General features: G+C 59.3%; 30 protein-coding genes. 18 read left to right on the top strand and 12 right to left on the bottom strand.

Going from position 1 to position 25,002, the window contains the following annotated elements; genetic code table 11:
• Positions 1 to 51 precede the first annotated feature (51 nt).
• The 8 genes from V8J82_RS09075 (at position 52) to V8J82_RS09040 (ending at position 6,664) form a co-directional block, all read left to right on the top strand.
• On the top strand, positions 52 to 564 hold the full coding sequence (locus V8J82_RS09075; protein ID WP_339974358.1) for a hypothetical protein: 513 nt from the start codon (positions 52 to 54) through the stop codon (positions 562 to 564).
• Positions 565 to 655: 91 nt separating this feature from the next.
• On the top strand, positions 656 to 1,114 hold the full coding sequence (gene rsfS, locus V8J82_RS09070; protein ID WP_339974575.1) for a ribosome silencing factor: 459 nt from the start codon (positions 656 to 658) through the stop codon (positions 1,112 to 1,114).
• A 12-nt stretch (positions 1,115 to 1,126) separates the two neighbouring features.
• The gene (gene rlmH / locus V8J82_RS09065) at positions 1,127 to 1,597 is read left to right on the top strand and encodes a 23S rRNA (pseudouridine(1915)-N(3))-methyltransferase RlmH (protein ID WP_339974356.1); all 471 of its coding nucleotides are present in this window, start codon (positions 1,127 to 1,129) and stop codon (positions 1,595 to 1,597) included.
• Between the two features lie 59 nt (positions 1,598 to 1,656).
• The gene (gpmI, locus tag V8J82_RS09060) at positions 1,657 to 3,177 is read left to right on the top strand and encodes a 2,3-bisphosphoglycerate-independent phosphoglycerate mutase (RefSeq protein ID WP_339974355.1); all 1,521 of its coding nucleotides are present in this window, start codon (positions 1,657 to 1,659) and stop codon (positions 3,175 to 3,177) included.
• Entirely contained in the window at positions 3,174 to 4,295 is a 1,122-nt protein-coding gene (locus V8J82_RS09055; protein WP_339974353.1) for a murein hydrolase activator EnvC family protein, read from the top strand. The genes gpmI and V8J82_RS09055 overlap by 4 nt, the downstream gene beginning before the upstream one ends.
• 60 nt (positions 4,296 to 4,355) lie before the next feature.
• The gene (locus V8J82_RS09050; RefSeq protein WP_339974351.1) at positions 4,356 to 5,684 is read left to right on the top strand and encodes a S41 family peptidase; all 1,329 of its coding nucleotides are present in this window, start codon (positions 4,356 to 4,358) and stop codon (positions 5,682 to 5,684) included.
• Between the two features lie 12 nt (positions 5,685 to 5,696).
• A complete protein-coding gene (locus tag V8J82_RS09045; protein ID WP_339974349.1) occupies positions 5,697 to 6,173 on the top strand; it encodes an RNA pyrophosphohydrolase in 477 nt (158 codons plus the stop codon).
• Complete coding sequence (locus tag V8J82_RS09040; protein ID WP_339974348.1) at positions 6,170 to 6,664, top strand: hypothetical protein; 495 nt, start codon at positions 6,170 to 6,172, stop codon at positions 6,662 to 6,664. Before V8J82_RS09045 ends, V8J82_RS09040 begins: the two co-directional genes overlap by 4 nt.
• 7 nt (positions 6,665 to 6,671) lie before the next feature.
• On the opposite strand, the gene V8J82_RS09035 is transcribed toward V8J82_RS09040, so the two are convergent.
• Positions 6,672 to 7,850 (bottom strand): cupin domain-containing protein, encoded by a 1,179-nt coding sequence (locus V8J82_RS09035; RefSeq protein WP_339974346.1) that lies wholly within the window; start codon positions 7,848 to 7,850, stop codon positions 6,672 to 6,674.
• Between the two features lie 141 nt (positions 7,851 to 7,991).
• Between V8J82_RS09035 and V8J82_RS09030 the strand changes: the two genes are divergently transcribed.
• Positions 7,992 to 8,282: a hypothetical protein gene (locus V8J82_RS09030; protein ID WP_339974345.1), complete on the top strand. Its 291-nt coding sequence runs from the start codon at positions 7,992 to 7,994 to the stop codon at positions 8,280 to 8,282.
• Here the strand turns inward: V8J82_RS09030 and V8J82_RS09025 are convergent.
• Together V8J82_RS09025 and V8J82_RS09020 are read right to left on the bottom strand one after the other, a co-directional pair.
• Entirely contained in the window at positions 8,279 to 8,980 is a 702-nt protein-coding gene (locus tag V8J82_RS09025; RefSeq protein ID WP_339974344.1) for a winged helix-turn-helix domain-containing protein, read from the bottom strand. The two genes, V8J82_RS09030 and V8J82_RS09025, sit on opposite strands and share 4 nt — an antisense overlap.
• Positions 8,952 to 9,245, bottom strand: coding sequence for a hypothetical protein (locus tag V8J82_RS09020; protein WP_339974342.1), 294 nt, complete (start codon positions 9,243 to 9,245; stop codon positions 8,952 to 8,954). The genes V8J82_RS09025 and V8J82_RS09020 overlap by 29 nt, the downstream gene beginning before the upstream one ends.
• 370 nt (positions 9,246 to 9,615) lie before the next feature.
• Here V8J82_RS09020 and V8J82_RS09015 point away from each other — a divergent pair, with 370 nt between their 5' ends.
• From V8J82_RS09015 to V8J82_RS09000, 4 genes are all read left to right on the top strand, one after another.
• Positions 9,616 to 10,068, top strand: coding sequence for a hypothetical protein (locus tag V8J82_RS09015; protein WP_339974340.1), 453 nt, complete (start codon positions 9,616 to 9,618; stop codon positions 10,066 to 10,068).
• Positions 10,069 to 10,186: 118 nt separating this feature from the next.
• Entirely contained in the window at positions 10,187 to 10,786 is a 600-nt protein-coding gene (gene rnhB / locus V8J82_RS09010; RefSeq protein WP_339974338.1) for a ribonuclease HII, read from the top strand.
• Positions 10,787 to 10,895: 109 nt separating this feature from the next.
• Entirely contained in the window at positions 10,896 to 11,999 is a 1,104-nt protein-coding gene (locus V8J82_RS09005; protein WP_339974336.1) for a site-specific DNA-methyltransferase, read from the top strand.
• A gap of 146 nt (positions 12,000 to 12,145) precedes the next feature.
• Positions 12,146 to 12,781, top strand: coding sequence for an NAD(P)-dependent oxidoreductase (locus tag V8J82_RS09000; RefSeq protein WP_339974334.1), 636 nt, complete (start codon positions 12,146 to 12,148; stop codon positions 12,779 to 12,781).
• A gap of 92 nt (positions 12,782 to 12,873) precedes the next feature.
• Here the strand turns inward: V8J82_RS09000 and V8J82_RS08995 are convergent, their stop codons facing one another.
• Both V8J82_RS08995 and mutY read right to left on the bottom strand, forming a co-directional pair.
• Positions 12,874 to 14,007 carry an alkane 1-monooxygenase gene (locus V8J82_RS08995; protein ID WP_339974332.1) on the bottom strand — a complete coding sequence of 378 codons (1,134 nt, stop codon included), beginning with the start codon at positions 14,005 to 14,007 and terminating at the stop codon, positions 12,874 to 12,876.
• 47 nt (positions 14,008 to 14,054) lie between these two features.
• Positions 14,055 to 15,113 carry an A/G-specific adenine glycosylase gene (mutY, locus tag V8J82_RS08990; RefSeq protein ID WP_339974330.1) on the bottom strand — a complete coding sequence of 353 codons (1,059 nt, stop codon included), beginning with the start codon at positions 15,111 to 15,113 and terminating at the stop codon, positions 14,055 to 14,057.
• 79 nt (positions 15,114 to 15,192) lie between these two features.
• Here mutY and V8J82_RS08985 point away from each other — a divergent pair, with 79 nt between their 5' ends.
• The gene (locus V8J82_RS08985; protein ID WP_339974328.1) at positions 15,193 to 15,723 is read left to right on the top strand and encodes a DUF721 domain-containing protein; all 531 of its coding nucleotides are present in this window, start codon (positions 15,193 to 15,195) and stop codon (positions 15,721 to 15,723) included.
• A gap of 4 nt (positions 15,724 to 15,727) precedes the next feature.
• Complete coding sequence (locus V8J82_RS08980) at positions 15,728 to 16,426, top strand: DsbA family protein (RefSeq protein WP_339974327.1); 699 nt, start codon at positions 15,728 to 15,730, stop codon at positions 16,424 to 16,426.
• 85 nt (positions 16,427 to 16,511) lie between these two features.
• Here V8J82_RS08980 and pip read toward each other — a convergent pair whose 3' ends face one another.
• Complete coding sequence (pip, locus tag V8J82_RS08975) at positions 16,512 to 17,501, bottom strand: prolyl aminopeptidase (RefSeq protein ID WP_339974324.1); 990 nt, start codon at positions 17,499 to 17,501, stop codon at positions 16,512 to 16,514.
• 70 nt (positions 17,502 to 17,571) lie between these two features.
• On the opposite strand from pip, the gene ubiG reads away from it, so the two are divergent.
• On the top strand, positions 17,572 to 18,318 hold the full coding sequence (gene ubiG / locus V8J82_RS08970; RefSeq protein ID WP_339974323.1) for a bifunctional 2-polyprenyl-6-hydroxyphenol methylase/3-demethylubiquinol 3-O-methyltransferase UbiG: 747 nt from the start codon (positions 17,572 to 17,574) through the stop codon (positions 18,316 to 18,318).
• Here the strand turns inward: ubiG and V8J82_RS08965 are convergent.
• From V8J82_RS08965 to V8J82_RS08955, 3 genes are read right to left on the bottom strand one after another with little or no spacing between them, the layout of a single operon-like run.
• Entirely contained in the window at positions 18,315 to 18,758 is a 444-nt protein-coding gene (locus V8J82_RS08965) for a MarR family winged helix-turn-helix transcriptional regulator (RefSeq protein WP_339974321.1), read from the bottom strand. The genes ubiG and V8J82_RS08965 overlap by 4 nt on opposite strands.
• A 56-nt stretch (positions 18,759 to 18,814) precedes the next feature.
• Positions 18,815 to 19,075 (bottom strand): glutaredoxin 3, encoded by a 261-nt coding sequence (gene grxC / locus V8J82_RS08960; protein WP_339974319.1) that lies wholly within the window; start codon positions 19,073 to 19,075, stop codon positions 18,815 to 18,817.
• 33 nt (positions 19,076 to 19,108) lie between these two features.
• Entirely contained in the window at positions 19,109 to 19,840 is a 732-nt protein-coding gene (locus V8J82_RS08955; protein ID WP_339974317.1) for a ComF family protein, read from the bottom strand.
• Between the two features lie 48 nt (positions 19,841 to 19,888).
• Between V8J82_RS08955 and V8J82_RS08950 the strand changes: the two genes are divergently transcribed.
• Positions 19,889 to 20,779, top strand: coding sequence for a methyltransferase domain-containing protein (locus tag V8J82_RS08950; RefSeq protein WP_339974315.1), 891 nt, complete (start codon positions 19,889 to 19,891; stop codon positions 20,777 to 20,779).
• Entirely contained in the window at positions 20,763 to 21,848 is a 1,086-nt protein-coding gene (hemH, locus tag V8J82_RS08945; protein ID WP_339974314.1) for a ferrochelatase, read from the top strand. The genes V8J82_RS08950 and hemH overlap by 17 nt, the downstream gene beginning before the upstream one ends.
• A 350-nt stretch (positions 21,849 to 22,198) precedes the next feature.
• Here hemH and mutT read toward each other — a convergent pair whose 3' ends face one another.
• From mutT to V8J82_RS08930, 3 genes are all read right to left on the bottom strand, one after another.
• On the bottom strand, positions 22,199 to 22,597 hold the full coding sequence (gene mutT, locus V8J82_RS08940) for an 8-oxo-dGTP diphosphatase MutT (RefSeq protein ID WP_339974573.1): 399 nt from the start codon (positions 22,595 to 22,597) through the stop codon (positions 22,199 to 22,201).
• A 5-nt stretch (positions 22,598 to 22,602) separates the two neighbouring features.
• Complete coding sequence (gene argJ / locus V8J82_RS08935; RefSeq protein WP_339974571.1) at positions 22,603 to 23,799, bottom strand: bifunctional glutamate N-acetyltransferase/amino-acid acetyltransferase ArgJ; 1,197 nt, start codon at positions 23,797 to 23,799, stop codon at positions 22,603 to 22,605.
• A 294-nt stretch (positions 23,800 to 24,093) separates the two neighbouring features.
• On the bottom strand, positions 24,094 to 24,933 hold the full coding sequence (locus V8J82_RS08930; RefSeq protein WP_339974313.1) for a peptidylprolyl isomerase: 840 nt from the start codon (positions 24,931 to 24,933) through the stop codon (positions 24,094 to 24,096).
• Between the last annotated feature and the right edge of the window lie 69 nt (positions 24,934 to 25,002).

The following is a 25,002-nucleotide window of genomic DNA, read 5'->3' as shown; positions in this document are numbered from 1 at the left end:
TTTTTAATGTTTTACATGAAAAACTTTTTCTGAAAAGAGGAATCATCTCTAATGACTAATATAGCTACCCAAGCGGCCTTTATCGGGGCCGCAATGGCCATGCTTTGTTTGCCCGCATGGGCCAATGACCCCGATCCAATCACGGCTGAGCCAGACGCCTTTGCAGCGCGCGTGGCCTTGCCGGACAGTGTGGCCTTGCCCGACGGCAGCGTCATGGCGACTCTGTCTGCTACGATGCCCGAAACGGGGCAACAGACGCACGAAACATACGTGATGACGCGCGCTGAGGAGGAGGAATACTATGTTTTGACCGAGGCGGATCGCACGCGGTTACGCCAGCAGCAAATGCTGATCCTTGGCTATCGCGAGGCAGGATTGGACGTAGATGGCACCTTTTCATTTGCCATCAATCCCTGCTTGACCGGTGAGGGAAACCTTAGAAATGCGCGCGTTTCCATTGAGTTGCGCGCCGATGAAACCGTTGGATTCTTCCCGGTCGTCGACGATATGCGCTTGCGGCGGCTGCTGGGACAACAACTGCGCACGCTGCCCCCCTGCAGCTAGGCCCAGTGTACACGGGGCCGGACCCAGGCTGGCCCCGTGACGTCACAACATCGACACGTTGAGATGCTGCGTTGGCACTGTTATATTGAAGATGCCCGGCGCCGGGGCAGTCAGGCGCGAAAACCAGGAGGACAGAGTCCTGACCGGACTGATCCATGCGGTGGCTGAGACCACCGCCGCACAGGCGCATAGCGCACCAACCCAGCCGAGCTACACGAGCGAGGAATTGTTGGAGCGCGTTCTCAAATCCCTCAGCGATGACAAAGCCGAAGACATCGTGCAAATCGATTTGCGCGGGCAATCTTCGATTGGTGACTACATGGTAATCGCTTCAGGTCGGTCGACCCGTCAGGTCGCGGCGATCTCGGAAAAGCTGGTTGAGCGGTTGAAAGTCGAGTTCGGGCTGATCTGCAAGGTTGAGGGTAAGGATGCGGGCGATTGGGTGCTGATCGACACGGCCGATATCATCGTGCATGTGTTTCGCCCCGAAGTGCGGGAATTCTACCAACTGGAGAAGATGTGGCAGCAAGCCGGGGACGCGTCGACCTGACGCGACCGGCCCATGCGTGTGCATCTTTGCGTCATCGGTCGCCTGCGGGGCGGGCCGGAAAAGACGCTGATTGACGACTACCTGACCCGTTTCGACAAAACCGGCCGCGGCCTTGGGTTGACACTTGGCCAAGTGATTGAGCTTGAGGACAAGCGCGGCGGCGGTATGGCGGCAGAAGCGGAGTTGATCCGCAAGGCGCTACCTTCGGGGGCGGTCTTATGGGTATTGGATGAACGGGGGCGTGTTGTGGCCTCACCTACCTTTGCGAGAAAGCTCGCGGATCAGCGTGATCGCGGCCAAGGCGATTTGGCCTTTGTTATTGGAGGTGCCGACGGGATTGACCCTGCGCTGCGCGACGACGCCAGTTTTGCGCTGTCTTTCGGACAGATGGTATGGCCGCATATGCTGGCACGCGTGATGCTGTCTGAACAACTCTACCGCGCTGCATCGATCCTTGCGGGCAGCCCATATCATCGGGTCTAGGTGGCAACGCTTGCCCCCTCGCTCTGGGCTGGTAGAACCGCCATCAAAGGAGCATCCTGATGACCCAGACCCCAAAGCCTGTTGTCCTTTGCATTCTCGATGGCTGGGGGATCGGCACCACGCAGGATGACAATGCGCCACTGCTCGCCAAAACGCCGGTTATCGACGAGCTAATGACGACTTGCCCAAACGCAACTCTGCTGACCCATGGACGCGATGTGGGGCTGCCGGATGGGCAAATGGGCAATTCCGAAGTGGGCCACACCAATATCGGCGCCGGTCGCGTGGTGAAGATGGATCTGGTCGAGATCAACGATGCGATTGCCGATGGGTCTTTTGCAGAGAATCGGGCTCTAACCCGCTTCGCAGAGACGCTTTTAGACACCGGCGGCACCGCGCATCTGATGGGACTTGTCAGCGATGGTGGCGTGCATTCGCAATTATCGCATCTGGAGACGGCGGTGAAGGTCCTGTGTGATGCGGGCGTGCCGGTTGCGATCCATGCGATCACCGATGGGCGCGACGTCGCTCCGAAAAGCGCTGCGGATTTCGTGGCGAGTTTGGAGCCACGACTGCCCGAGGGTGCAAAGATCGTCACGGTGCTGGGGCGATATTTTGCCATGGATCGCGACAATCGATGGGATCGGGTCGAACGCGCCTATCAGGCCATGGTCAACGGAGAAGGTGATGCCGCCAAGACGCCCGATGCGGCGATCAAAGCGGCGTACAATGCGGACACAACCGACGAGTTTATCCCGCCCAGCGTGATCGGGGGCTACGACGGGATGCGCGACGGCGACGGGATCTTCATGCTCAACTACCGCGCCGACCGTGCACGCGAAATTCTAGCGGCAATGGGTGACCCCAAATTCGAAGAGTTCGATGTTACCAACCGACCCGATTTCGCAGCCAAATTGGGCATGGTGGATTACTCAAAGGCTCACGACGCCTACATGACTACCGTCTTTCCCAAGCAAGAGATCGTGAACACGCTTGGCGCTTGGGTTGCCCGCGCGGGCCTGCGTCAGTTTCGCGTCGCCGAGACGGAAAAATATCCCCACGTGACCTTCTTCCTGAACGGCGGTGTCGAAGTGCCGGAAACGGGTGAGAATCGGAAGATGCCAAAATCGCCGTCTGTCGCGACCTACGATTTACAGCCGGAGATGAGTGCAAACGAAGTGACGGATGCATTGGTGACCGCGATCCGCGAGCGCTATGACCTGATCGTGGTGAACTACGCAAACCCGGACATGGTCGGCCATACCGGGGATCTCGCCGCCGCGATCGCCGCTTGCGAGGCGGTGGATAAAGGAGTTGGCGCGGCGTTGGAGGCGTTGCGTGAGGTCGATGGCGCTATGATCATCTGCGCTGATCACGGCAATTGCGAGACAATGATCGATCCCGCAACCGGAGGCCCCCACACGGCCCACACGACGAACCTCGTCCCGGTGATCCTGGTGAACGGGCCCAGAGATACAGGGCTGCGCGACGGACGATTGGCCGACCTGGCGCCGAGCCTTTTGGCGCTGATGGGTTTGGACCAGCCCGCCGAGATGACTGGGGAGAGCTTGCTGACATGATCCGGCTGGTCGCCGCACTTTGGCTTATCGCGGCACCTTTGGCCGCTCAGAGCACTGATCCGGTGACTGCCGCGCAAGAAGCCATCGATAGGCTCGAATCCGCCGCGCAGAGCCTGCTTGAGGCCGAGCGCGCCCGTGACCGGGTCGAAGCATTGACCGAAACGGTACGCGCCTATGAGCTGGGGCTGAATGCATTGCGCGCCGGCCTGCGCGACGCAACGACGCGCGAGCGCACGATCCTTCTGGTCTTTGAGGCCGAGCGCGACCGCCTGGGCAATCTACTGTCAGTCCTGCAACGGATCGAGGCGGCGCCTGCCCCGGCAACCCTTCTGCATCCCGAGGGCCCCTTGGGCACCGCGCGGCTGGGCATGATCGTCGCAGATCTGACACCCGCCGTCGCACGCGAGGCGCAGATCTTGCGCGGCCAGTTGCAGGAATTGTCTCTTATCCGCCAGGTTCAGGGGGTCGCGGTGACCGAGTTGGAAACTGCGCTCGACGGTGTACAAACCGCGCGAACGGCTTTGAGCCAAGCGATTGCCGACCGCGTGGAGCTGCCGCCGCGCTTCGCCCTGAACGAAGATGCGATGCGGCAAATCGCGATCAGTGCCGAAAGCCTGGGCTCACTCGCGGCGCTGCTGCAGGAAACACCCGTTAGCACCGCCAGCGATGCGCCCCGCTTCGAGACGGCGCGCGGCGTGTTGCCAATGCCGGTGCTGGGCACATTGCTGCGCCGATTTGGCGAGACCGACGCCGCTGGCGTCACCCGCCCCGGTCAGGTGCTCGCCGTGCCGCAACGCGGCCTGATCACCGCGCCTTGGGCCGCCTCGATCCGTTACGCGGGTCCTCTGACGGATTACGGAAATGTCATTATACTGGAACCGCAGGCCGATTATCTTCTCGTCATGGCAGGTGCGGGCGATATCTTTGTGACAGCCGGTGATCTGGTCCCCGCAGGGGCGCCATTGGGCCTGATGCCCGGTGGTGTGACGGAAAGTGGCACGGAATTGATCGTTTCTGGTGCGGACGGCGGTAGCGCCGGGCTGTCGGAAACGCTTTATATGGAGTTGAGACAGGGCGGGCGCCCGGTGGACCCGGCAGAGTGGTTCGCCCAACCCTAGGCAAAAGCGCCCCGCGCTATGATGCGCCGCCCTGGAACGAATTGAGGAAGGGAATGACGGATGAAAAGACTGATGGTGGCCGCCCTTGGCGGTCTAGCGGGCGGCATCCTGCTCAGCACACAGGTAGCCGGCCCATTGCTGGCACAGGAAGATGCACGCAACAGTTCGGTCTATGAACAGCTGGACCTCTTTGGCGATATCTTCGAGCGGATTCGGCAGAACTACGTGGAAGAGGTCGACGAAGCTGAATTGATCGAAGCAGCGATCAACGGGATGCTGATCTCGCTTGATCCGCATTCCAGCTACATCTCGGCACGTGACTACGAGGACATTCAGGTGCAGACCCGCGGCGAATTCGGCGGGCTTGGTATCGAGGTGACCCAGGAAGACGGCTTTGTCCGAGTGATCACGCCCATGGATGACACGCCGGCGATGGAAGCCGGTGTTGAAGCCGGTGACTATATCACCCATGTCGACGGTGAAGCGCTGCTGGGCCTGACCTTGGAAGAATCGGTGGATATGATGCGCGGTCCGGTGGGCAGCGATATCATCATCACAGTGGTGCGCGAGGGGGCTGATGAACCTTTCGATATCACCATCACACGCGATCGGATCCGTCTGACCGCCGTGCGGTCACGTCTCGAAGGCAATACCGCGATCCTGCGCGTGTCGACCTTCAGCGATCAGACCTACCCCAATCTTCGCGACGGGCTGCAAGGCCTGATTGATGAGCTGGGTGGATTGGAGAACCTCAACGGCGTGGTTCTGGATCTGCGGAATAATCCAGGCGGCTTGCTGAACCAGGCTATCCGGGTCAGTGACGCATTCCTGGATCAGGGTGAGATCGTATCGACCCGTGGACGCGAGCCGCAGGACGGTGAACGCTACAACGCCACGCCGGGCGATATGATTGAAGGGCTGCCGATGGTTGTGCTGATCAATGGCGGCTCGGCCTCGGCCTCTGAAATCGTGGCCGGTGCGTTGCAGGATCACCGCCGCGCGGTGGTGGTGGGCACCAACAGCTTCGGCAAGGGTTCGGTCCAGTCGGTGATGCCGCTGGCCGGGGATGGCGCAATGCGTTTGACCACATCGCTATATTACACGCCCTCGGGTCGGTCGATCCAAGCTTTGGGCGTAGCGCCCGACATCATCGTGGAACAGCGGCCCGTGGTAGAAGCGGAGGAAGAAGGCGAGGATGGTCGTCCCACCCGGACAGAGGCCAGCCTGCGTGGCGCGATCGAAAACTCTTCCCTGACCGAAGATGAACTCCGGCAACTGGAGGAAGAACGCGCCGCGGCCGAAGCCACCTCGAATCTGCGAAATCAGGATTATCAGCTGGCCTATGCCATCGATATCCTGACCGGCTTGAACGCGCTGGGACCGAATTAAGGCGCTGCCGGTATGACACCGGAGGCGGCTGAAATGCTACCTTATCGCCCTTGTGTGGGGGTCGTTCTGACCAACGCGCAGGGGCGTATTTTTGCGGGGCAACGGGCGGATATGGACATACCTGCCTGGCAGATGCCCCAGGGCGGCGTGGATCCAGGCGAAAGTCCATTGGACGCCGCCTACCGCGAGCTTGAAGAAGAAACCGGCGTGGGCCGGAACCATGTGCATCTCGTCGCGCAAACCGCCGATTGGTTGCGCTACGATCTGCCCATCGAGGTGATCCCCAATCGCTGGGGTGGAAAATTTCGCGGGCAAAAGCAAATGTGGGTGCAATTCAGACTGGATGCACCGGACGATGTGATCGACCTGACCTATAAAGACGTGGAGTTCAGCGATTGGGCCTGGATGAGCGCCGAACAGATCTTGGCGGCGATTGTCCCGTTCAAGCGAGATATCTATCGGGCCGTCTTCAAGGAGTTCGCGCTATGATCCGCATGATGGCTTTCACGTTTGCCTTGCTTGCAGCCGGACCCGCATCCGCCTTGTCCTGCCTGCGGCCATCGGTGACCAACACCTATGCGGCGGCTGCCGAAAGCCCGGAAGATTACGTGATTGGCACGGGCTCGCTGGCGCTGCTCGGCCCAAGCGACCCGCCCGAAGGTGCCGTCGCGCAGGATGGCGATCGCAATCAGATGGCGGGCTATACGCAACCAGCCTCTTTCAACGGTCAATTGTTCACCGGAAACGCGTTTGATCGCGATTGGATCGTGAATGTGACGATCCATGTAAACTGCGTCAGCGCATGGTGCGGGTCTGCGAATGAAATCGACAGCGGCTTGTTCTTCTTTCGACAGGTCGATGGCGCTTATGTTCTGGATGAAGGGCCCTGCCCCAGGGATGTCTTCATCGACCCAACACCCCAGATGCTGGAAGAGGTCGTCGCATGCTACAATAGTGGCACTTGCGAGATGGAATGGTAACGGGCGTTCAAAGCATCCGCATCAACCCTTCGCGCACCAATCTTCGTACCAGCACCAACTTGCCCGGATCATCCAAATCACCAGCCATCTCGGTTACCCGAAACGCTGGCGTTCTCAGGCAGTATTCCAGACTCTGACGCGCATGAGCGGGCAAGGTGATCTCGACGCCTTGCACCAACAGATGCATCTGATCAGTTTGAGCGTCGATCTCCAAGTGGTAGATCAGATCGGGCTGTGCACCGACCAAGCTCTCCGTGGACAAGTCAGCTAGCGCGGCAATCTGGGCCATCTGATCGTCGCTTCGCGGCACCCGGCTGGCCAGAAAATCCTCGCGAAATGCGCCAAGCACTTTGTCAGCGGGCGCGTGCCCAAGACGCTGAACCAGATCGCCAAAGATGTCATCATACTGCGCCAGATCCGCGCCCGGATTGGCAAAACCGGGCGGAAGGGCCCGGCGAAAGGCCAGATCGCGGCGGGCCATCATGGAAATCGCCTCAACCATGGCATCGGCCCATGATCGCACCATCAGACCTGTGGTAACATGCAATGACGGCCCAGCCCCCAAGGCGACGGCATCGTGGGCCAAGCCCCGCGGGATGTAAGCGGTGTCGCCGGGATGCAGCGTGAAGCGCGCCGTCTCGACCCCAAATTCGCCTCCCCTCTCAAACGCCTGATCGGCGAGTGGCAGTTCGATCGGCGTGCCAAATAGACGCCACTCTTTCGAACCGGCCACTTGCAACACCAACACATCATGACTGTCGTAATGCGGGTTGAACCCCTGATGGCCCGGCGGTGTCATATAGATATTCGTCTGCACCCGCGCCGACAAAACCGCCTCAAGCGCACGGCAATACCGCGCCAGCTTGGGCAGGCGATCTTGCAAACTCGACAGGATCAGCGTGGCGCCATCCGCGTAAAGCTGTGCGATACGCACAGGATCGATCCGGCCATCTTCAAAAGCGAAATCGGCCGCTTTGATCTGCGCACCAGCTTGCGTCGCGTTAACCTCAGGATGGGACAGGCCCATCGTCGAGATCACGCGATCAATCTCTGCAAAACTTAGCAGGTCAGCGAAATAGTCGGGCGCGTCGCGATTGACGACCATCGGCGCACGTTCGAAATGCTCGGCGAAAAAGCGATCCTGGGTCTTGGGTGAGATCGCCCAATCGAAACTGAAATCCTGCATCTCTATGCCCGTTTGCCCCTAAGTGGCGTCAAAGAACCACGCTGCAAGCCGCGTTGCAAAGCAGAAGATGTCCTGGCGTTGACCGTGGCGGGGCGATGCGACAGGGTCAATGCGTAGCCAAAGCGCCAAAAGGGTCGAATGATGTCTGATAATGCCAAAACCAAACCGACATTGACCGACAACGATATCGCCGTCGAGCGCGTGACAGGCCGTCGGGATGTGCTCGGCCTGATGGCAGCAGGGAGCGCGGCGGGCCTGGGGCTTGGCACGCAAGCGGCGCAAGCCCAAGCAACCGACAGTGACAATGGGGCTTGGAACGACCGCGCCGGATGCGGTCGCGGTAGTGGTGGGCAGCGCACCGGCTTGACCGACGCCGATACCGGATCGATCAGCGACAGCACCGGGTTTGGCCGCGGCGCGCCGCGCTGCTAGACCATCTTGATAACGTCTTTGTCGATCGACAAAACGTAGCCGCGCCGCGCAATGTTCTTGATCAGCAATTCTGAGACCATCTGATTGCCCAACGTATCGCGCAGGCGCTTGATACGGGTAGCCCCGGCTGCCTCATCCACATCCGTTTCCGATTTGCCTGACACCATGGATTCAATCTGTGCGCCCGTCAGAACATCGTCATCCAAACGCGCCTCGGCCAGCACGCTCAGTGTTTCCATCGCGGCCTCGGTCAATTTGAATTCCAGATTGTTGATCAACACCACACGTTCTTCGCGCGATAAGATCAGGGAGGACACCTGAATCCCCTGACGCTCAATCTCGCCAATACGGCGATTCAACGTGATGATCGTGATCAGGAACACCAGACATGCCACCAATAGGGCAGTCGCGAAAATCATCAGAACGAAAATCACCGTCCGGTAGCTGGCCAGAACCTTGGCAAAGGTGGTGCCGGATTGGGCCAATACCTCAAGCATCCGAATGGCGTCTGGGTTTCGGACATCGTTGGCCTCGAACACCTGAACCACCGCTTCGTTGAAGGCATCGGCATCCGGTAGGTTCAGAAAAAGTAAAACGGCGGACGTCACCAGAACAGCAACGACCGCCAAAATCCCGAGTTGAACGACACGCGTCGATGCAATCCGCGTATCAGAAACGGAGGTAGTATTGTCCGGCATCCGCTCTCCTTGAGGCGAGACCGGCATCGTCAAACACCGAAATCACCTGCACCAATTGCCAGCCCTGGGCGGCAAGGCGGCCAGCAACGACCGAGGAGGCAGCACCGACCGAACATGCGCTCTGGGGCAGTTCGACGACACCGTAGTGCAGACGCAAGGGGTTATCCATCCTTGCACGGTAATCCGCATAACATGCGGCGTGAAGAGGGCCTGCCAGGACCGCGAGCGCGGCGGCGGCGAGAAGAGGTTTAAAAAAGCGTTTCATCTATTTGCCTGTGTGAGTGCTGAAGGGGGAGCAGCAATTGGCAACGATATGCGCAAAGACCCGCCTGTCATTCAATGACACCAAAGTATTCTGGCCGATGTTATCGGATATCCGCCGGTATTTTCTTCGATTCGACAGGGTGTTAGCGCGGCGCTGCCATGCTTAGTGGCCGGGTGGCTAGTGGTGGAAATCCGGACCCCGTATGGCCCGAGTCATCGGGTGGGCAAAGCGCCGTTATTCGATAGCCCGGCGGCGTTATTGCGTGGCGGTCAAGCGCCGGGGAATCACTGGTCCTACAAGGCGCCGAATGAGCGCGCTGCCTCCAAGACGCACGACCTTTCAAGACCATTTCATATAGGGACCCCACCCCATGCTGACCCACCTTTCCAAGACCCTGACCGCTGGCGCGCTCGCTCTGACCCTGGCCATCACCGGTATAACTGCAACCGCTACCCCCGCAGCTGCGAACAACCATCGCAACCAAGGCGCCGAAGCGGCCGCAATCTTCGGCGGCCTGCTGTTGCTTTATGGATTGAGCCAAGCGAACCGGAATAACGGCAACCGTCACAATCCACCCGTGATCCACCAGCCGCGTCCACAGCCGCAGCCGCATTTTCAACGGATCGCACCGTCGCGCTGCTTTATCCAAGGACGCGACTATAACGGCAATTTCCGCGGGTACCGCTATCGCTGCATGCAAAACCATACCCATGCCGCCCATTTGCTGCCGCGGAATTGCCTGCGCCAGGTTTGGACTGATCGTGGTCAGCGCACGATCTATACCAGCCGCTGTTTGGCCAATAACGGCTGGAGCCGCGGATAACTCCAATTCACGCAAGTTGTCCGACGTATTTGGACACGCATCATAGATAATCGAGCAGAGAGCGGGCGGCGCGGCCTTCGGGTTGCGCCGCCCTTTTCCATGTCGCAAGACCAACTCCATGGAACCGGACTTCGAATTAGAGAGCGCCTTAGGTGGGCGTGTCGCAGGCGTTGATGAAGTGGGGCGCGGACCCTGGGCCGGGCCCGTCACGGCTTGCGCGGTGGTTTTGGACCCCGCCCATATCCCGGTCGGCCTGAACGATTCGAAGAAATTGTCGGAACCCCGCCGCCTCGCGCTGGAACCGCAGATCCTCGACACAGCCGAGGTGGCGATGGGCTGGGCAAGCGTCGAAGAGATCGACGCGCTCAACATCCGCAATGCCAGTCTGCTGGCCATGGCACGCGCTTTGGCCGGTTTGACCACACCCCCCGATCACGCGCTGATTGACGGCAATGCCCTGCCCAGGGATCTGCTTTGCCCCGCGACCGGCGTCGTGAAAGGGGACACTCGCAGCCTCAGCATCGCGGCGGCCTCAATTATGGCGAAATGCGCGCGCGACCGATTGATGAGAAAACTTGCACTGGTGCATCCCGGTTACGGTTGGGAGACGAATATGGGCTACGGCACAGCCAAACACGGGCGCGCCCTACACGATCTTGGGGTTACCCAACATCACCGGCGCAGCTTTGCTCCGATCCACAAGATATTGTGTGGATAAAAAACTAACCCACTGATTCAAAAGAAGTTTGACCATGATTCGTGGATAGGCGATTCTATCGCCATGGACCCAGAGCGCCCAAAAAGAGGCGCCCGCCAGAGGCAGAAGAATGACAACAAAAACCAAACCGCAGGCAGCGGTCCCGTTGCCGTTGAACAAAATCCTTCCCGGCGATTGCATCGATGTAATGCAAAGCCTGCCGGAGGCGTCGGTGGATCTGATTTTTGCTGATCCTCCCTACAATTTGCAGCTCAAAGGCGATCTGCATCGTCCCAACAATACCAAGGTCGACGCAGTCGATGATGCGTGGGACCAGTTCGACAGTTTCCGCGCCTATGATCAATTCACTCGCGATTGGCTGGCCGCCGCGAAGCGTCTGCTGAAACCCGGCGGGGCGATCTGGGTGATCGGCAGCTACCACAACATCTTCCGCGTCGGGGCAGAGCTTCAGACCCAGGGATTTTGGATCCTCAACGATGTGGTCTGGCGCAAATCGAACCCTATGCCGAATTTCCGCGGCAAGCGGTTCACCAACGCCCACGAAACGATGATCTGGGCCTCGAAAGAGGAAGGCGCGAAATACACCTTTAACTACGAAGCGCTGAAGGAATTGAATGAAGGCATCCAGATGCGCTCGGATTGGGTTCTACCGATTTGCAACGGCGGGGAACGGTTGAAGGATGACAACGGCGACAAAGCCCATCCGACGCAGAAGCCCGAAGCCTTGCTGCATCGCGTTTTGGTTGGCTCAACCAATCCGGGCGATGTGGTGTTGGACCCGTTCTTTGGCACCGGCACAACAGGTGCGGTCGCCAAAATGCTCGGCCGTGATTTCATCGGCATTGAACGCGAAGCAGCCTACCGCAAGGTCGCCGAAAAGCGTCTGTCAAAAGTGCGCAAATTCGACAAGTCGGCCCTTCAGGTCAGCCAAGGCAAACGGGCCGAACCCCGCGTACCATTCGGGCAATTGGTGGAACGCGGTATGTTGCGTCCAGGCGAGATGCTGCTGAATGCGCGCGGTCAACAGGCCAAAGTGCGGGCCGATGGCACGCTGATCGCCGATGACGTCAAGGGATCGATCCACAAGGTCGGTGCCGAGTTGGAAGGCGCACCTTCGTGCAACGGGTGGACCTATTGGCACTTCAAGCGCGACGGTAAGACCGTCTCGATTGATGTGCTGCGCCAACAGATCCGCGCTGAAATGACCCCATAAGAATTCCGGGGCCAGACCCCGGATACGATCCTTGCAGCCCGCTCCGGTTTCCGCCGTGGCGCGGGCCACCTTGACCCGCCGGTGCATTCCGGCGGGCTTTTTTGTGCTGAGACGCGACCTATTTATCGATGAAGGAGGGATTGCCCATGAAACTCGCCGTGATCGGAGCAAGCCGTGGAATTGGCCGAAAAACTGTGGACGAAGCGCTAGCCCGTGGCCACCAAGTCCGCGCCTTCGCGCGCTCGGCTAGCAAATTGGACATCGACGCCGAGGGATTTGAGGCATTGGATGGGGATGCGACACATCCCGTGGATGTCTTCAACGCAATCGACGGCTGCGATGCCGTGATCCTGACGCTGGGCGTTCCGCGCGATCTGCGTGTGCTGAGCGCGACGACACTGTTCTCCGACGCAACGCGCATCCTGATCGATCAAATGACCAAAGCGGGCATCAAACGATTACTGGCCGTGACCGGGTTCGGCGCGGGCGATTCAGCACCTAAGCTTTCTACGCCCGAGCGTTTGACCCAAAAGGCATTTCTGGGCCGCGCCTATGCGGACAAAGACGTGCAAGAACAGCTGATCCGTGACAGCGGCTTGGATTGGACAATCGCTCGCCCCGGCATCTTGACCGACAACCGAAAAAGCGGCGCCTATAAAATCCTGACCAACCACGACGATTGGCGCAACGGCATGATATCGCGTGCGGATGTGGCCGATTTTCTCGTAACGGCCGCCGAAGGCACCGACATGATCGGCAAAACACCTGCCCTTCAGCGTTAGTCCCTATTCTCTGTTTCAAAATATCCCGGGGAGCGCGAGGGGCTGGCCCCTCGCCCGAGCGACCGCAAAGCGGGCGCAATCCCTGAGCCGAACTAACGCGGCAGAGGGTGCAATGCCTTATTGTAGGCCTGCCAATCCGTGACCTCCGGATAGTACATCGCGCGCCATCGCCGCACCCGGGGGTTCATCACACGGCGCCAGAGGGGCGGAACCATCGCAACCGCGGTCATCACCGGATAGCCGTATGGAAATTGCGGCGCATCAGCCTCGGTATAGGTTTGCAAAAGTGGAAACCGGCGATCCGGTTTGTAGTGATGATCCGAGTGACGGGCGAGATTGATCAGCAGCCAATTCGACGCCTTCTGGGCGGAATTCCAGGAATGGCGCGGCTGCACGTGTTCGTACTTCCCGTCACCTAGATATTTCCGCGTAAGCCCATAATGCTCGATGTAGTTGGTCAACTCCAATTGCCAGATTGCCGTTGCCGCCTGGCCTAGAAACATCGCAACCCCGACCCAGCCGCCAATCAGAGCTGCCAAGCCCAAGAAGCCCGCTTGCAGCGCCCAATAGCGCCAAAAGGGATTTGACCTATCCCACCAAGGTAGGCTTTTGCGCGCCAGCATCGCCTTCTCCGCCGCAAAGGCCGACACCCAGCTGCCGCGCAACACGCGTAGAAAAAAGCGATGGAATCCTTCATTGTAGCGCGCGGTCACCGGGTCACGCGGCGTGCCGACATAGCGGTGATGGACCAACAAATGCTCGGACCGAAAATGCGAATACAGCACCATGGCCAGCAAGACATCCGCCAGCCACCGTTCCAGCTTCGGACGCTGGTGCATCAATTCGTGGGAATAGGTGATCCCAATCGTCCCGCTCATCACGCCCAACCCGAAAGCCAGGCCGGCCAGTTCCCAGCTGCCCAGATGCTCCGCCCGCGATGCATACCAGATCACACCGAACAGTGTGATGAATTGCAATGGCGGCCAGATGAGCGTGATCAGCCGGTACCAGAACAGCTGATCATCCGGTGTCGTCGGGTCGGCATTTTGGGTCTCCAACCCAGCGATCTGATCCAGAACGGAAAACAGCCACCACGTGCTGGCAGGAACCAGTAGCAGCCACCATCCCCCCAATGCGGCCGCGATCCAAACCACTGGGATCAGCATGAGGCACAGCCAAAACGGCAGCGCGCGGTGAAACTTCGCGAGCGTGTCTGCAGGGATCATGATGAGCCTCTCCTCCACTGAAATGCTCGCCCAACTCCCCGATAAGATCAATTGTGACCCAGCGTCCCACGACCCAGATCATAAGCTTTGCGCATGAGCGTCGGCAGGGCGGAGGGCTTGAATTGATCGCGCACCACGAAGACCCCCCGACTTGGCTGAACCTCGGCACCGACTTGTGCAACCCGCAACGCCAACCGCAGATGGAAATGCGTGAAGGTGTGCCGAACCTCTGCGCTTGGATCTTCCCACGCGGCCTCAAGCGGCGGCGCTTCAGTCGGGAACTCGGACCAATCGGAGGTCGGGAAGGCCAGCATGCCCCCCAGCAATCCCTTGTCGGGCCGGGTCTCCAGCAAGACCGCACCATCGGCTCGCTGCGCAAGATAGACGTAGCCCAATCGCGTAGGCTTGGCCTTTTTCGGCAGCTTCCGCGGTAAGTCCGCGGCGATCCCTTGGGCGCGAGCCGCGCAATTCCGCATCACCGGACAAATCCCACAAGCCGGGTTTTTCGGTGTGCAGATCGTGGCGCCCAGGTCCATCAAAGCCTGCGCGTGATCCCCCGGCCGTCCCTGCGGCGTGAGCCGTTCGGCGTGCGCCTTCAATACTGGCTTCGACGTCGGCAAAGGCTCTTCCACCGCAAAAAGACGCGACATGACCCGTTCAATATTGCCATCCATCACTGGGGCTGGCCGATCGAACGCAATCGAAGCGATTGCCGCAGCAGTATAGGGGCCGATCCCCGGTAGCGTGAGTAACTCTGCCTCCGTGGTAGGGAATCGCCCGCCATGCTCAGCCACCACCGCACGGGCACATTTCAGAAGGTTTCGCGCCCGCGCATAATAGCCCAGGCCCGCCCATTCGCCCATCACAGCGGCATCCTCGGCCGCCGCCAGATCCGTCACCGAAGGCCAAAGCGTCGTAAAGTGCAGAAAATACTCCTTTACCGCTGCAACAGTTGTCTGCTGAAGCATGATTTCGCTTAACCAAACGCGGTATGGATCAGGCGCGATGCCCGCCAAACGGTCACCCGGCGCGATGCGCCATGGCAAAATCCGCGCGTTCGCGTCATACCAATCCAAAATCTCAGCTCCGATTGCCTGTTCACGCACCCGTTATCATCCTCCGGCGGCTTGTTATTGGTTGACGCCTCAGGAACGCATAGAGTGCGGCGGACGAAAGGATCAAGTCATGGCGCCTAAAGGTGGCACATCGAAGGCCTATCCAACGCCCCGCCGGATGCGGGGATTTGAGCGTGCCGTGACGCTTGTCGGACGCGAGCTGCGCAGCCCGGCCGAAAAACGCGGTTTCGCAGAAACCAAGCTGCTAACCCATTGGGCCGAGATCGTCGGCCCCGAGATTGCAGAAGCCGCCGTTCCGGTGAAGGTGAAATACGGGCGCGGTATAGGCGGCACGCTGATCCTGCTGACAACCGGGGCACAAGCGCCTCTTCTTGCGATGCAGAAGGACGCGATCGTGACGCGGGTGAATGCCTGCTATGGCTATTCCGCAATCAAGGACGTGCAGGTGACACAGAGCGCTCCGACCGGTTTCGCCGACGGACAGGTCGCCTTCGCACGTGCAACACCCAAAGCCCCCGCCAAACCGGATCCAAAACGTCTGGCGAAGGCCACCGAAGGGCTGGATGGCATACAAGATCCTGCCCTGCGTGATGCTCTGGCCAAGCTGGCGGGCAACGTAATTTCAAAATCTGAGAGGTGAAGACATGACAATGCACCGCAGAGCGATGCTGATGGGAGGCGCCACAGGCATTCTCGGCGCGGGTGCCTATCTGCTGTGGGATGGGCGTCAGCCCGCCGCAACCGACACCGCGCAGTCGCAGCTGACCCCGTTTGGCGCCGCCAGCGCGCAGGAGGTGGCCGCAGAGGATTTGCCAGAAGTCGTTGAGATGACCAAAGGCAACCCCGACGCCGCCGTCACGCTCATCGAATATGCCAGCTTCACCTGCCCCCATTGCCGGACGTTCCACCAAAACGTGTTACCCCAGTTGGAAGCCGAGTTCATCGAGCCTGGTCTGATCAACTTTGTCTATCGTGAGGTCTACTTTGATCGCTATGGCCTGTGGGCCGGAATGATGGCGCGCTGCGCCGGGCCGTTGCGGTATTTCGGGATCGTTGATCTGATCTATGCGCAGCAATCGGAATGGACGCAGGGCTCTCCAGCGGACGTGGCCGAAAACCTGCGCCGGATCGGACGCACTGCCGGGTTGAGCAACGAAGAATTGGACGCGTGTATGACCGACGCTGCGATGGCTCAAGCGCTGATCGCGACTTATGAGGCGAATATCGAAGAACACGATATACCCGGCACTCCGGCTTTCGTGATCAATGGTGAACTGCACGGCAATATGAACTTTAGCGATATGAGCGCGCTTCTGACCGCCGCACTGGAAGCTGCCGGTTAAGCTCTGTCCTACCCCAAACACATGCTTGGCCAAGCGATCTTTTGGCCAAGCCTCCGCTCAGGGTCTAAGCCCGAACTTATTGCCGCTAAAGCCCGTATTTCAGGCGCTTTTCAACGACGCCTTTCATCACGCGCACAAGCTCTTGGCTGATCCCCGGTTCACTGAGCGCGTGGCCAGCGCTGCGCACCATGTGCAGGCGCCCGGCAGACCATTTTGCCGCGAGGGTACTGGCGGAAAGGGGTGGGCAGATCATATCATATCGGCCTTGCACGATGGTGCCGGGGATATGTGCAATCCGATGCACGTCGCGCAGGATCTGTCCGTCTTCCTCCAAGAAGCCCTTGTTCGCGAAGTAGTGGTTTTCCAACCGTGCAAAGGCACGCGCATAATCGGCAGGGCTTTCGCCGCCATGGCCGTCGCTTTCCATTGACGCCAGAGCATTTTCCCAAGCGGCCCATGCGCGCGCAAATCGCGTCTCTACCATAAGGTCGCCAGAAAACAGGCGGCGATTATATGCCGCGATCAGATCATCGCGTTCGTCATCCGGCACCAGGTTCACAAACCGGGCCCATTGATCGGGCCAGAACTGACCTGCGCCGCCGCCATAGAACCAATCCAGCTCGCGCTGCATCGATAGAAACACACCACGCAACGCCAGATAGGCGACCTGGTCTGGGTGCGTTTCGGCATAGATCAAGCCCAGCGTAGCGCCCCAAGACCCGCCGAAGACGGCCCAGCGGTCTATGCCCAAGGTCGCGCGGATCTTCTCGATATCCGAGACCAGATGCCAAGTCGTATTGGCCCGGGTCGAGGCATGGGGCCGCGACCGTCCGCACCCGCGCTGATCAAACAGAACGACGCGCCAAAGCTCGGGATCGAAGTAGCGCCGCATCGCAGGGCTGCACCCGCCGCCGGGACCGCCATGCAAAACCACCACAGGCGCGCCACGGGGATTGCCGCATTGCTCAACATAAATATTATGCCCGTCGCCCACATCTAACATGCGCTGATCGAACGGGTCGATCGGCGGAAACAAATGCGAAGCTGCGCGCTTTTGGCCGGAGAACTTATCCATACGCGTCCTATATAGAGCGTTGCGCCGGAAAAGGGCAGACGAACGATGGCAATAAGTTAGGGGCATGTCTATGAGCACCGCACCTCAGACCACAGTCGATGACACCGAAATCGAAAAATTCCAAGCGATGGCCGCCGAATGGTGGGATCCGAACGGCAAATTCAAGCCGTTGCATATGCTCAATCCGACACGGTTGGACTACATCACAAGCCAAATCGCCGCGGAATTTGGGCGTGATCTGAAGACCGAGGCCCCGTTTTCGGGATTGCGAATGCTGGATATCGGCTGTGGTGGCGGACTTTTGGCCGAACCGATGGCGCGATTGGGCGCAGAGGTTGTGGGCGCCGATGCCGCCGAACGCAACATTCCCGTGGCGCAAGTCCATGCAGAACAATCGGGCTTAGAGATCGACTATCGACACACCACGGCCGAAGCGATGGCCGCAGATGGTGAGCAATTCGACGTCGTGCTGAATATGGAGGTCGTGGAACACGTGGCCGATCCGTTGGCCTATCTGACCGCCTGCCAACAGCTGTTGAAATCCGGCGGGCTGATGGTGTGTTCAACGCTGAACCGAAACCCCAAAAGCTATTTGATGGCCATTATTGGTGCGGAGCACGTAATGCGGTGGCTGCCCAAAGGCACCCATGAATGGTCGAAATTCATCACGCCGGACGAGCTCTTCGATTTGCTTCGGAATGCGGGGCTCGACCCGGTCGACCGAAAGGGCTTTGTGTTCAATCCGGTTACGTGGACTTGGTGCCTGAGCGACCGGGACCTAAGCGTGAACTACGTGACGGCGTCGGTGAAACGCTAGCCTTCGCCTTCCAGCTTGCGGCGCATTTCGCGCAAAACGGGCAGGGTAGCGCGGACTTTGTCGGCGCCCACCTCACCCACCGTGTCGGACAGGATCGGCGCAATTGCAGAGATTGCAGCGTCGCGGGCGCGCCGCCCGGCCGGGCTGATCGAAATGAGCTTGCGACGCGCGTCGTCCCAGTCAGGCCGAACATGGATGTGGCCGGCCCATTCCAAACGGTTGAGCGTGTTGGTCATCGCCCCGCGCGTCAGATGAAACGCCCGCGCCAATTGCGCAGGCGTCTTTTCTTCGTTCACTCGGCTGAGATGATTCAGAACGCTGAAATGGCTCAACTCCATACCTTTCGGCAACGCCTTGGACAGGCGTGCACGGGCCAATTGATCAACCATGAAGACTTCGCTGAACAGGGCCACCGAAAGGGGATCATCAGTCTCGGACATGGGCCGCATAAAGCGCTGCGGCGCGGCATGACGCAAGGGTAAACAGGTATACGGGGTCAGTCTGCCGCGAGCATTGGGTCAAGCTTTCCGTCACGCTCCAGCCCGGCGAGATCATCGTAGCCACCCACATGACGATCACCGATGAAGATTTGCGGCACGGTATGACGTCCACCGGCACGGCCCATCATCTCCTGGCGTTTGGCCGGATCAGCCGCGACATCGATTTCTGCGTAACTCAGACCTTTTTGCTGCAACAAGCGTTTGGCCGCGTGGCAAAATCCGCAAAGCGGAGAGGTGTAGATCTCAATATTTGGCATGGTAGCGCCCCAATTATCTCACAAGCTCGCAATCTAGGTATCCATACCTACCCGCGCCAAGGCCAGAACGGACACTTTTTCGGCACCGGCCGCATAGCACGCTTCGGTCGCTGCGGCGAATGTGGCACCGGAGGTCATCACATCGTCGATCAAAATGATGCGGCGTCCCTGCAAGACGACACTGCGTTTCGGGTCTGCAGCAATGGCATCGGTGACATTGCGGTAGCGTGCGTCGCGATCGCGCCCCTCTTGGCTGGGAGTGGCCCGAATACGGCGCAACGGCATCGGATCCCAGTCGAGCCCAGCATGGCGTGCAAAGGATTGGGCGAGCAGTGCGGCCTGGTTGAACCGCCGCTTGGCCAGGCGCGACCAGTGTAGCGGGATCGGTACAAGCAATGGATCATCGTCGATCAGGTCCACAGCCGCCCGCGCCAACCAAGGTCCCGCGGCGCGGGCAATATCGGCGCGATCACCGTGTTTCATCGCCAGCACCATGGATCGGCCGATGTTGCTGTAGCCCATCACGGCGCGCCCACGATCCCAAGGGCGGGGCGTTTGCGTGCATTCGTCGCAGATCAGCACCTCGCCGGGGCGATCAGACGTCTGGCCGGGCAATCCGGTGCCGCAAATATCGCAGGCAGACCCAAGGATAAACGGCGTTTCGGCCCAACAGGCGCCGCATATCGCGAAGGCGTCTTCCACCCGGGCGCCGCATTGCAGGCACTCCGGCGGAAAGACGGCTTGAAGGACGGTTTGCAATCCCACGATCGCCTCCTAAGTTTTGTCGGGTCACGCAACTGGAACCCAGCCCCGATGCGCCTCCCGTCTGAGACCCCGCAATTAACGGACCCAACAGCGCTGAGTGCACATCGGCGTAGAGCCGATATCGGGGCCGCGCGGTTCCTCCACGATGAGGCCATGAGTGAGCTTCATGAGAGGCTCATCGACGTTAACAGAAGGTTTACGTCACCCGCGATTGTGACAGCTTTTCCGAAAATCTGGCGCGAATTCCTGCCAGATGCGCGGATTGTGGCAAGCGGAGAGGTGCTGGACCTGGAAGCTGGCGCGCATGATTTAGTGATCCACGCCATGGCGCTGCATTGGGCGGATGATCCGATCGGACAGATCGTGCAATGCCAGCGCGCCCTGCGGCCGGACGGGCTGTTTTTGGGCGTCAGCTTTGGGGGAGAGACGCTGCATGAACTGCGCGCCGCCCTTGGGCAAGCCGAAACTCAGATCATGGGCGGACTCAGCCCCCGGGTGGCGCCGATGGCTGAAATCCGAGACATGGGCGGGCTATTGCAACGCGCTGGCCTGTCTCTTCCTGTGGCGGATTCCCTCCGGAAAACAGTGACCTACCGCAATGCCATCGCTTTGATTCATGACCTGCGCGCGATGGGTGAAACCAATGCTCTGATCGCGCGACATCGCGCCATTCCGCCCCGCGCGCTGTTCTTGGAAATGGCGGCGATTTACGCCGAGGCCTACCCGGCTGAAGAAAATCGCATCCAAGCGACGTTTGAGCTCGTATTCCTTACAGGTTGGTCACCCCATGAAAGCCAGCAAAAACCGCTGCGCCCCGGCGCCGCAACAACCCGTTTGGCCGATGCGCTGAAGGTGACCGAATACATCGCGCCCACGGGCGCTTCGTTTGACGAGACTGCCAATCCGGTCCATGACCGATCCGATGACAAAGGCCAATAGCCCGATGAATATGATGCAAGCCACACCACAGCACGCCCTGGCCCATGCGCCCGCCGACCACCCGAAGGTGAAAATGGGCAAGGTGGGCATTCTGCTGGCCAATCTCGGTACGCCTGACCATTATGACTACTGGTCGATGCGGCGCTACCTGAATGAATTTCTCAGCGATCGGCGGGTGATCGATTATAGCCCATGGATTTGGCAGCCTCTGTTGCAGTTGATCATCCTGTCCAAACGGCCTTTCAGCTCAGGCGCCGCGTATAAGTCGATATGGAATGAAGAAGCGGGGGAGAGCCCGCTAATGACAATCACCAAGGATCAAACCGCAAAGATGAAGGCCATGATGGCCAAGCGGTATGGCGATGATGTGATCGTCGATTTCTGTATGCGATACGGCAACCCGTCGACGAAGTCCAAGGTGGACGAGTTGGTTGCGCAGGGCTGTACCAAAATCCTCTTCTTCCCGCTCTATCCGCAATATGCGGGCGCTACCTCAGCGACCGCCTGTGATCAGTTTTTTCGGTCACTTGAGAACATCAAGTGGCAGCCCCAGGTCCGCACGGTCGAACCGTATTACGAGCATCCGCTTTACATTGATGCGCTCGCCAAGTCAGTCGAGCGTGCCTATGGCGCATTGGAACAGAAGCCCGACGTATTGGTCGCCAGCTATCATGGCGTGCCAAAGCGCTACTTGATGGAAGGCGACCCCTACCATTGTCAGTGCCAGAAAACCTCTCGCCTGTTGAAAGAACGGCTTGGCTGGGGCGATAGCGATATTGTCACCACCTTCCAAAGCCGCTTTGGGCCTGAGGAATGGCTACAGCCTTACACGGTGGAAGAGGTCGCGCGCCTCGCGGAGCAAGGCAAAAAACGTATCGCGGTCTGTGCACCCGCCTTTTCAGCCGATTGCATTGAAACGCTCGAAGAGATCAACGAAGAGATCAAAGAGAGCTTCGAGGAGGCAGGGGGGGAGAGTTTTACCTATATCCCGTGCCTGAACGACGACGACGCGCACATGACTGCGTTGGCGACCGTCGTGGAAGAGAACCTGCGCGGCTGGCTAAGCTAGGAAACACAACCTCCAACTCTAAAAAGCCGCGCCGAGTTTACCCGGGCGCGGCCTGTCCATGAGTGTGGTCTTATTGGGATTGTTAGGCGGAGGCCGGTACGCTTACCGGACGCCCGGTAAATAACTTGTCACCCACGCGAACGGTGATGAACCCGTTTGCGAGCCGGCCCACGAAGTATCCCTGAACGGATACGCAAGTCCCAATGACTACAGTTGCCAACATGGCGAAGCCCCCCGATGTGTCTCCCTGCGAATAAGCTCGCGCGAACGCGTTAAGAAATCACTAAGAAAATTACACGCAATTGAAAAAATGTTACGGAATCATGCGTGCTGTTGGATTTATGTCATAATTAAAGCCAGTCCCGCAGGATCGGAATTAGCGGAATGTCCGCCTCTGGCATCGGATAGTCGCGTAATTGAGACGCAGCGACCCATTTTAGGGACTGTCCCTCTTTAGATTGCGGGATGCCGTCCCACTTTCGGCAAGCAAAGAGTGGCATTAGCAAATGAAATGATTCGTAGCTGTGGCTGGCAAATGTCAGCGGTGCGAGGCAGCTTGACCAGGTATCAATGCCCAGTTCTTCCTGCAGCTCGCGGATCAAAGCATGCTCGGGCGTTTCACCCGGCTCGACCTTGCCGCCGGGAAACTCCCAAAGGCCTGCCATGCTCTTGCCCTTGGGCCGTTGCGCCAACAGCACGCGATTGTCTCGGTCGATCAACGCCACCGCGGAAACCAGCACCACCTTCACGTCATTCATGATCGGTAATCGGCGTTGATATCGACATAGCCATGGGTCAAATCGCAGGTCCAAACCGTTGCGCGGCCATTGCCCAAGCCCATATCGACATCCACCAACAGCTCTTGGCCTTTCATGTAGGCGGCGGCATCGGCCTCGACATAATCAGGGCTGATCCAACCATTCTCCGCCACGATCAGATCTCCGAAGCGGATGGTCAGCCGGTCCCGATCTGCCACGGCACCGGATTTACCCACTGCCATAACGATGCGCCCCCAATTGGGATCTTCACCTGCGATGGCGGTTTTAACCAAGGGCGAATTTGCGATGGACCGCGCCACCTTATCGGCATCGCGCGCGGATTTGGCACCTGTCACGCGGACTTCGACAAACTTGGTTGCACCCTCGCCGTCACGGACGATCTGATGGGCGAGATCCATCATCACACTCTGCAAAGCCTCCATGAACGCGCGGCCTTCTGCAGCGCGGCCTGAGGCAAGCGGCACATTCCCCGCCCGGCCTGTCGCCGCCATCAGCACCGTGTCCGAAGTCGATGTGTCGCTGTCCACGGTCACCGCATTGAAGCTGGTCTTCGTCGCCGCGCTCAACATCATTTGCAGCCCGTCCGGCGTGACAGCCGCGTCGGTGAAGATATAGCCCAGCATGGTCGCCATATCTGGCGCGATCATGCCGGAACCCTTGGCAAATCCCATGATCGTCACCGGCACGTCGCCTATCTCACAGGTCGCAACAGCGCCCTTTGCAAAAGTATCTGTTGTCATGATCGCCCGAGCGGCGGCCTCGGCGCCCGCTACATTCAACGCCTCGACCATATCCGGTAGCGCATCGGTAATCTTGCTGGCATCCAACGGCTCACCAATGACCCCGGTGGCAGAGGTAAAGACCCGTTCAACCGGCAGATCCAGCGCATCTGCGGTCGCCTGGGCAATCGCTTGAACATCGGTCACACCGCGCTGACCAGTAAACGTGTTGGCATTGCCGGAATTCACCACGATCGCAAACCCGTCGCCGGGATCATCCCCCAGACGCGAAAGCTTATCCTGACAATCCAGCACATTCGCCGACCGGGTGGCAGAGGTGGTGAAGACACCCGCCAGCGATGCGCCAGGCGCAATTTCAGCCAGCATCACATCCGCACGGTTCTTGTAGCGCACACCTACGGCTTGCGAGGCAAAGCGTACGCCATCGATCATCGGAAGATCAGGGAAGCCTTCCGGCGCCAGAGGCGACACGGCATAGGATGCTCCGCCCGTGGCCACAGCCACTTTGGTCGCCTTCTTGGCCTTCGCGGCTTTTTTCGAGGCTTTGCCCGGCTTTCCGGATTTCTCAGGCTTGATGGCCTTTTCGGTCTTTGCAGACTTTTCAGCCTTCACCGCTTTGGTAGGCTTGGCGGATTTCTCCGCCTTGCCCTTTTTCTTGGCTTTGCCCGTTTTTTTCGACGTTTCTTTTTCTTTGGCCAAAGCCCCCTCCTGAGCTTACGGCGCCGATTACTCGGCGATCAGGTCCAAATTGCGGATCAGAGTAGGGTCGATGTCAACCTCGGGCCGCTCAATCTCAGCCGCTTGGGTCAATTCTTCCAAACGTGTGTCCACCCGTTCGCGGCGCAGCGCCTCTTCCAACTCGGCCCGGACGTCGTCCAGCGTTGGCGCGGGCTGTTCACGCGCATCGTTCAGCAAGATGATGTGCCACCCGAATTGCGTTTGAACAGGGGAGGAGACCTCACCGACCTCAAGTGCGAAAACGGCTTCTTCGAATTCAGGAACCATCATGCCGGCCGTAAACCAACCTAGCGCCCCACCATTCGGTCCCGACGGGCCAGTAGAATGCTCAGCGGCCAACTCGGCAAATTCGGCGCCTTCACCCAGTTCCTCGATCAGGGCCAGGGCCTCTTCCTCGGTCTCGACCAGAATGTGGGCTGCGTTCAATTCCCGCTCGGGCTCAACAGAACCATATTGTTCGTCATAAGCCGCCTGCACCTCTTCTTCGGGCAGTTCGGTCAAGGCGACCTCATCCATATACATAGCGGCCAGGAAGGCGCGACGCTCGTTTTCCAGACCCAGTTCGACTTGACGGCTGATATCGTCATCGGCGGCATCGGCCAGAACCTGCTGCTGCACCAATTGTTCCAACATGCCGTCAAACAAAACCTGATCGGGGAGCTGCTGATATTCCGCGGGCAGCATTTGCAGCATCGCGACCACATGGCCCAACGTGATGTCTTCGCCATTCACAGTCGCCAAAACCGTTTCACCGCTGGCGTGACCGTCGGCATAAACCGGCGCCGCAAGGCAGGCCGCCATCGCGACGGAGGCAAAAAGCGTCTTCATAGGGAAATTCCTTTACCTGGGGCGACATCGCCTTTGAGGGCAGGGTCGCCTTACGTTGACTATCCTCGG

This window comes from Gymnodinialimonas mytili, assembly GCF_037544085.1.
GTDB classification, from domain to species: Bacteria; Pseudomonadota; Alphaproteobacteria; order Rhodobacterales; family Rhodobacteraceae; genus Gymnodinialimonas; species Gymnodinialimonas mytili.
The sequence above is the reverse complement of the archived record's forward strand: the minus strand, read 5'-3'. Positions and strand labels throughout refer to the sequence as shown.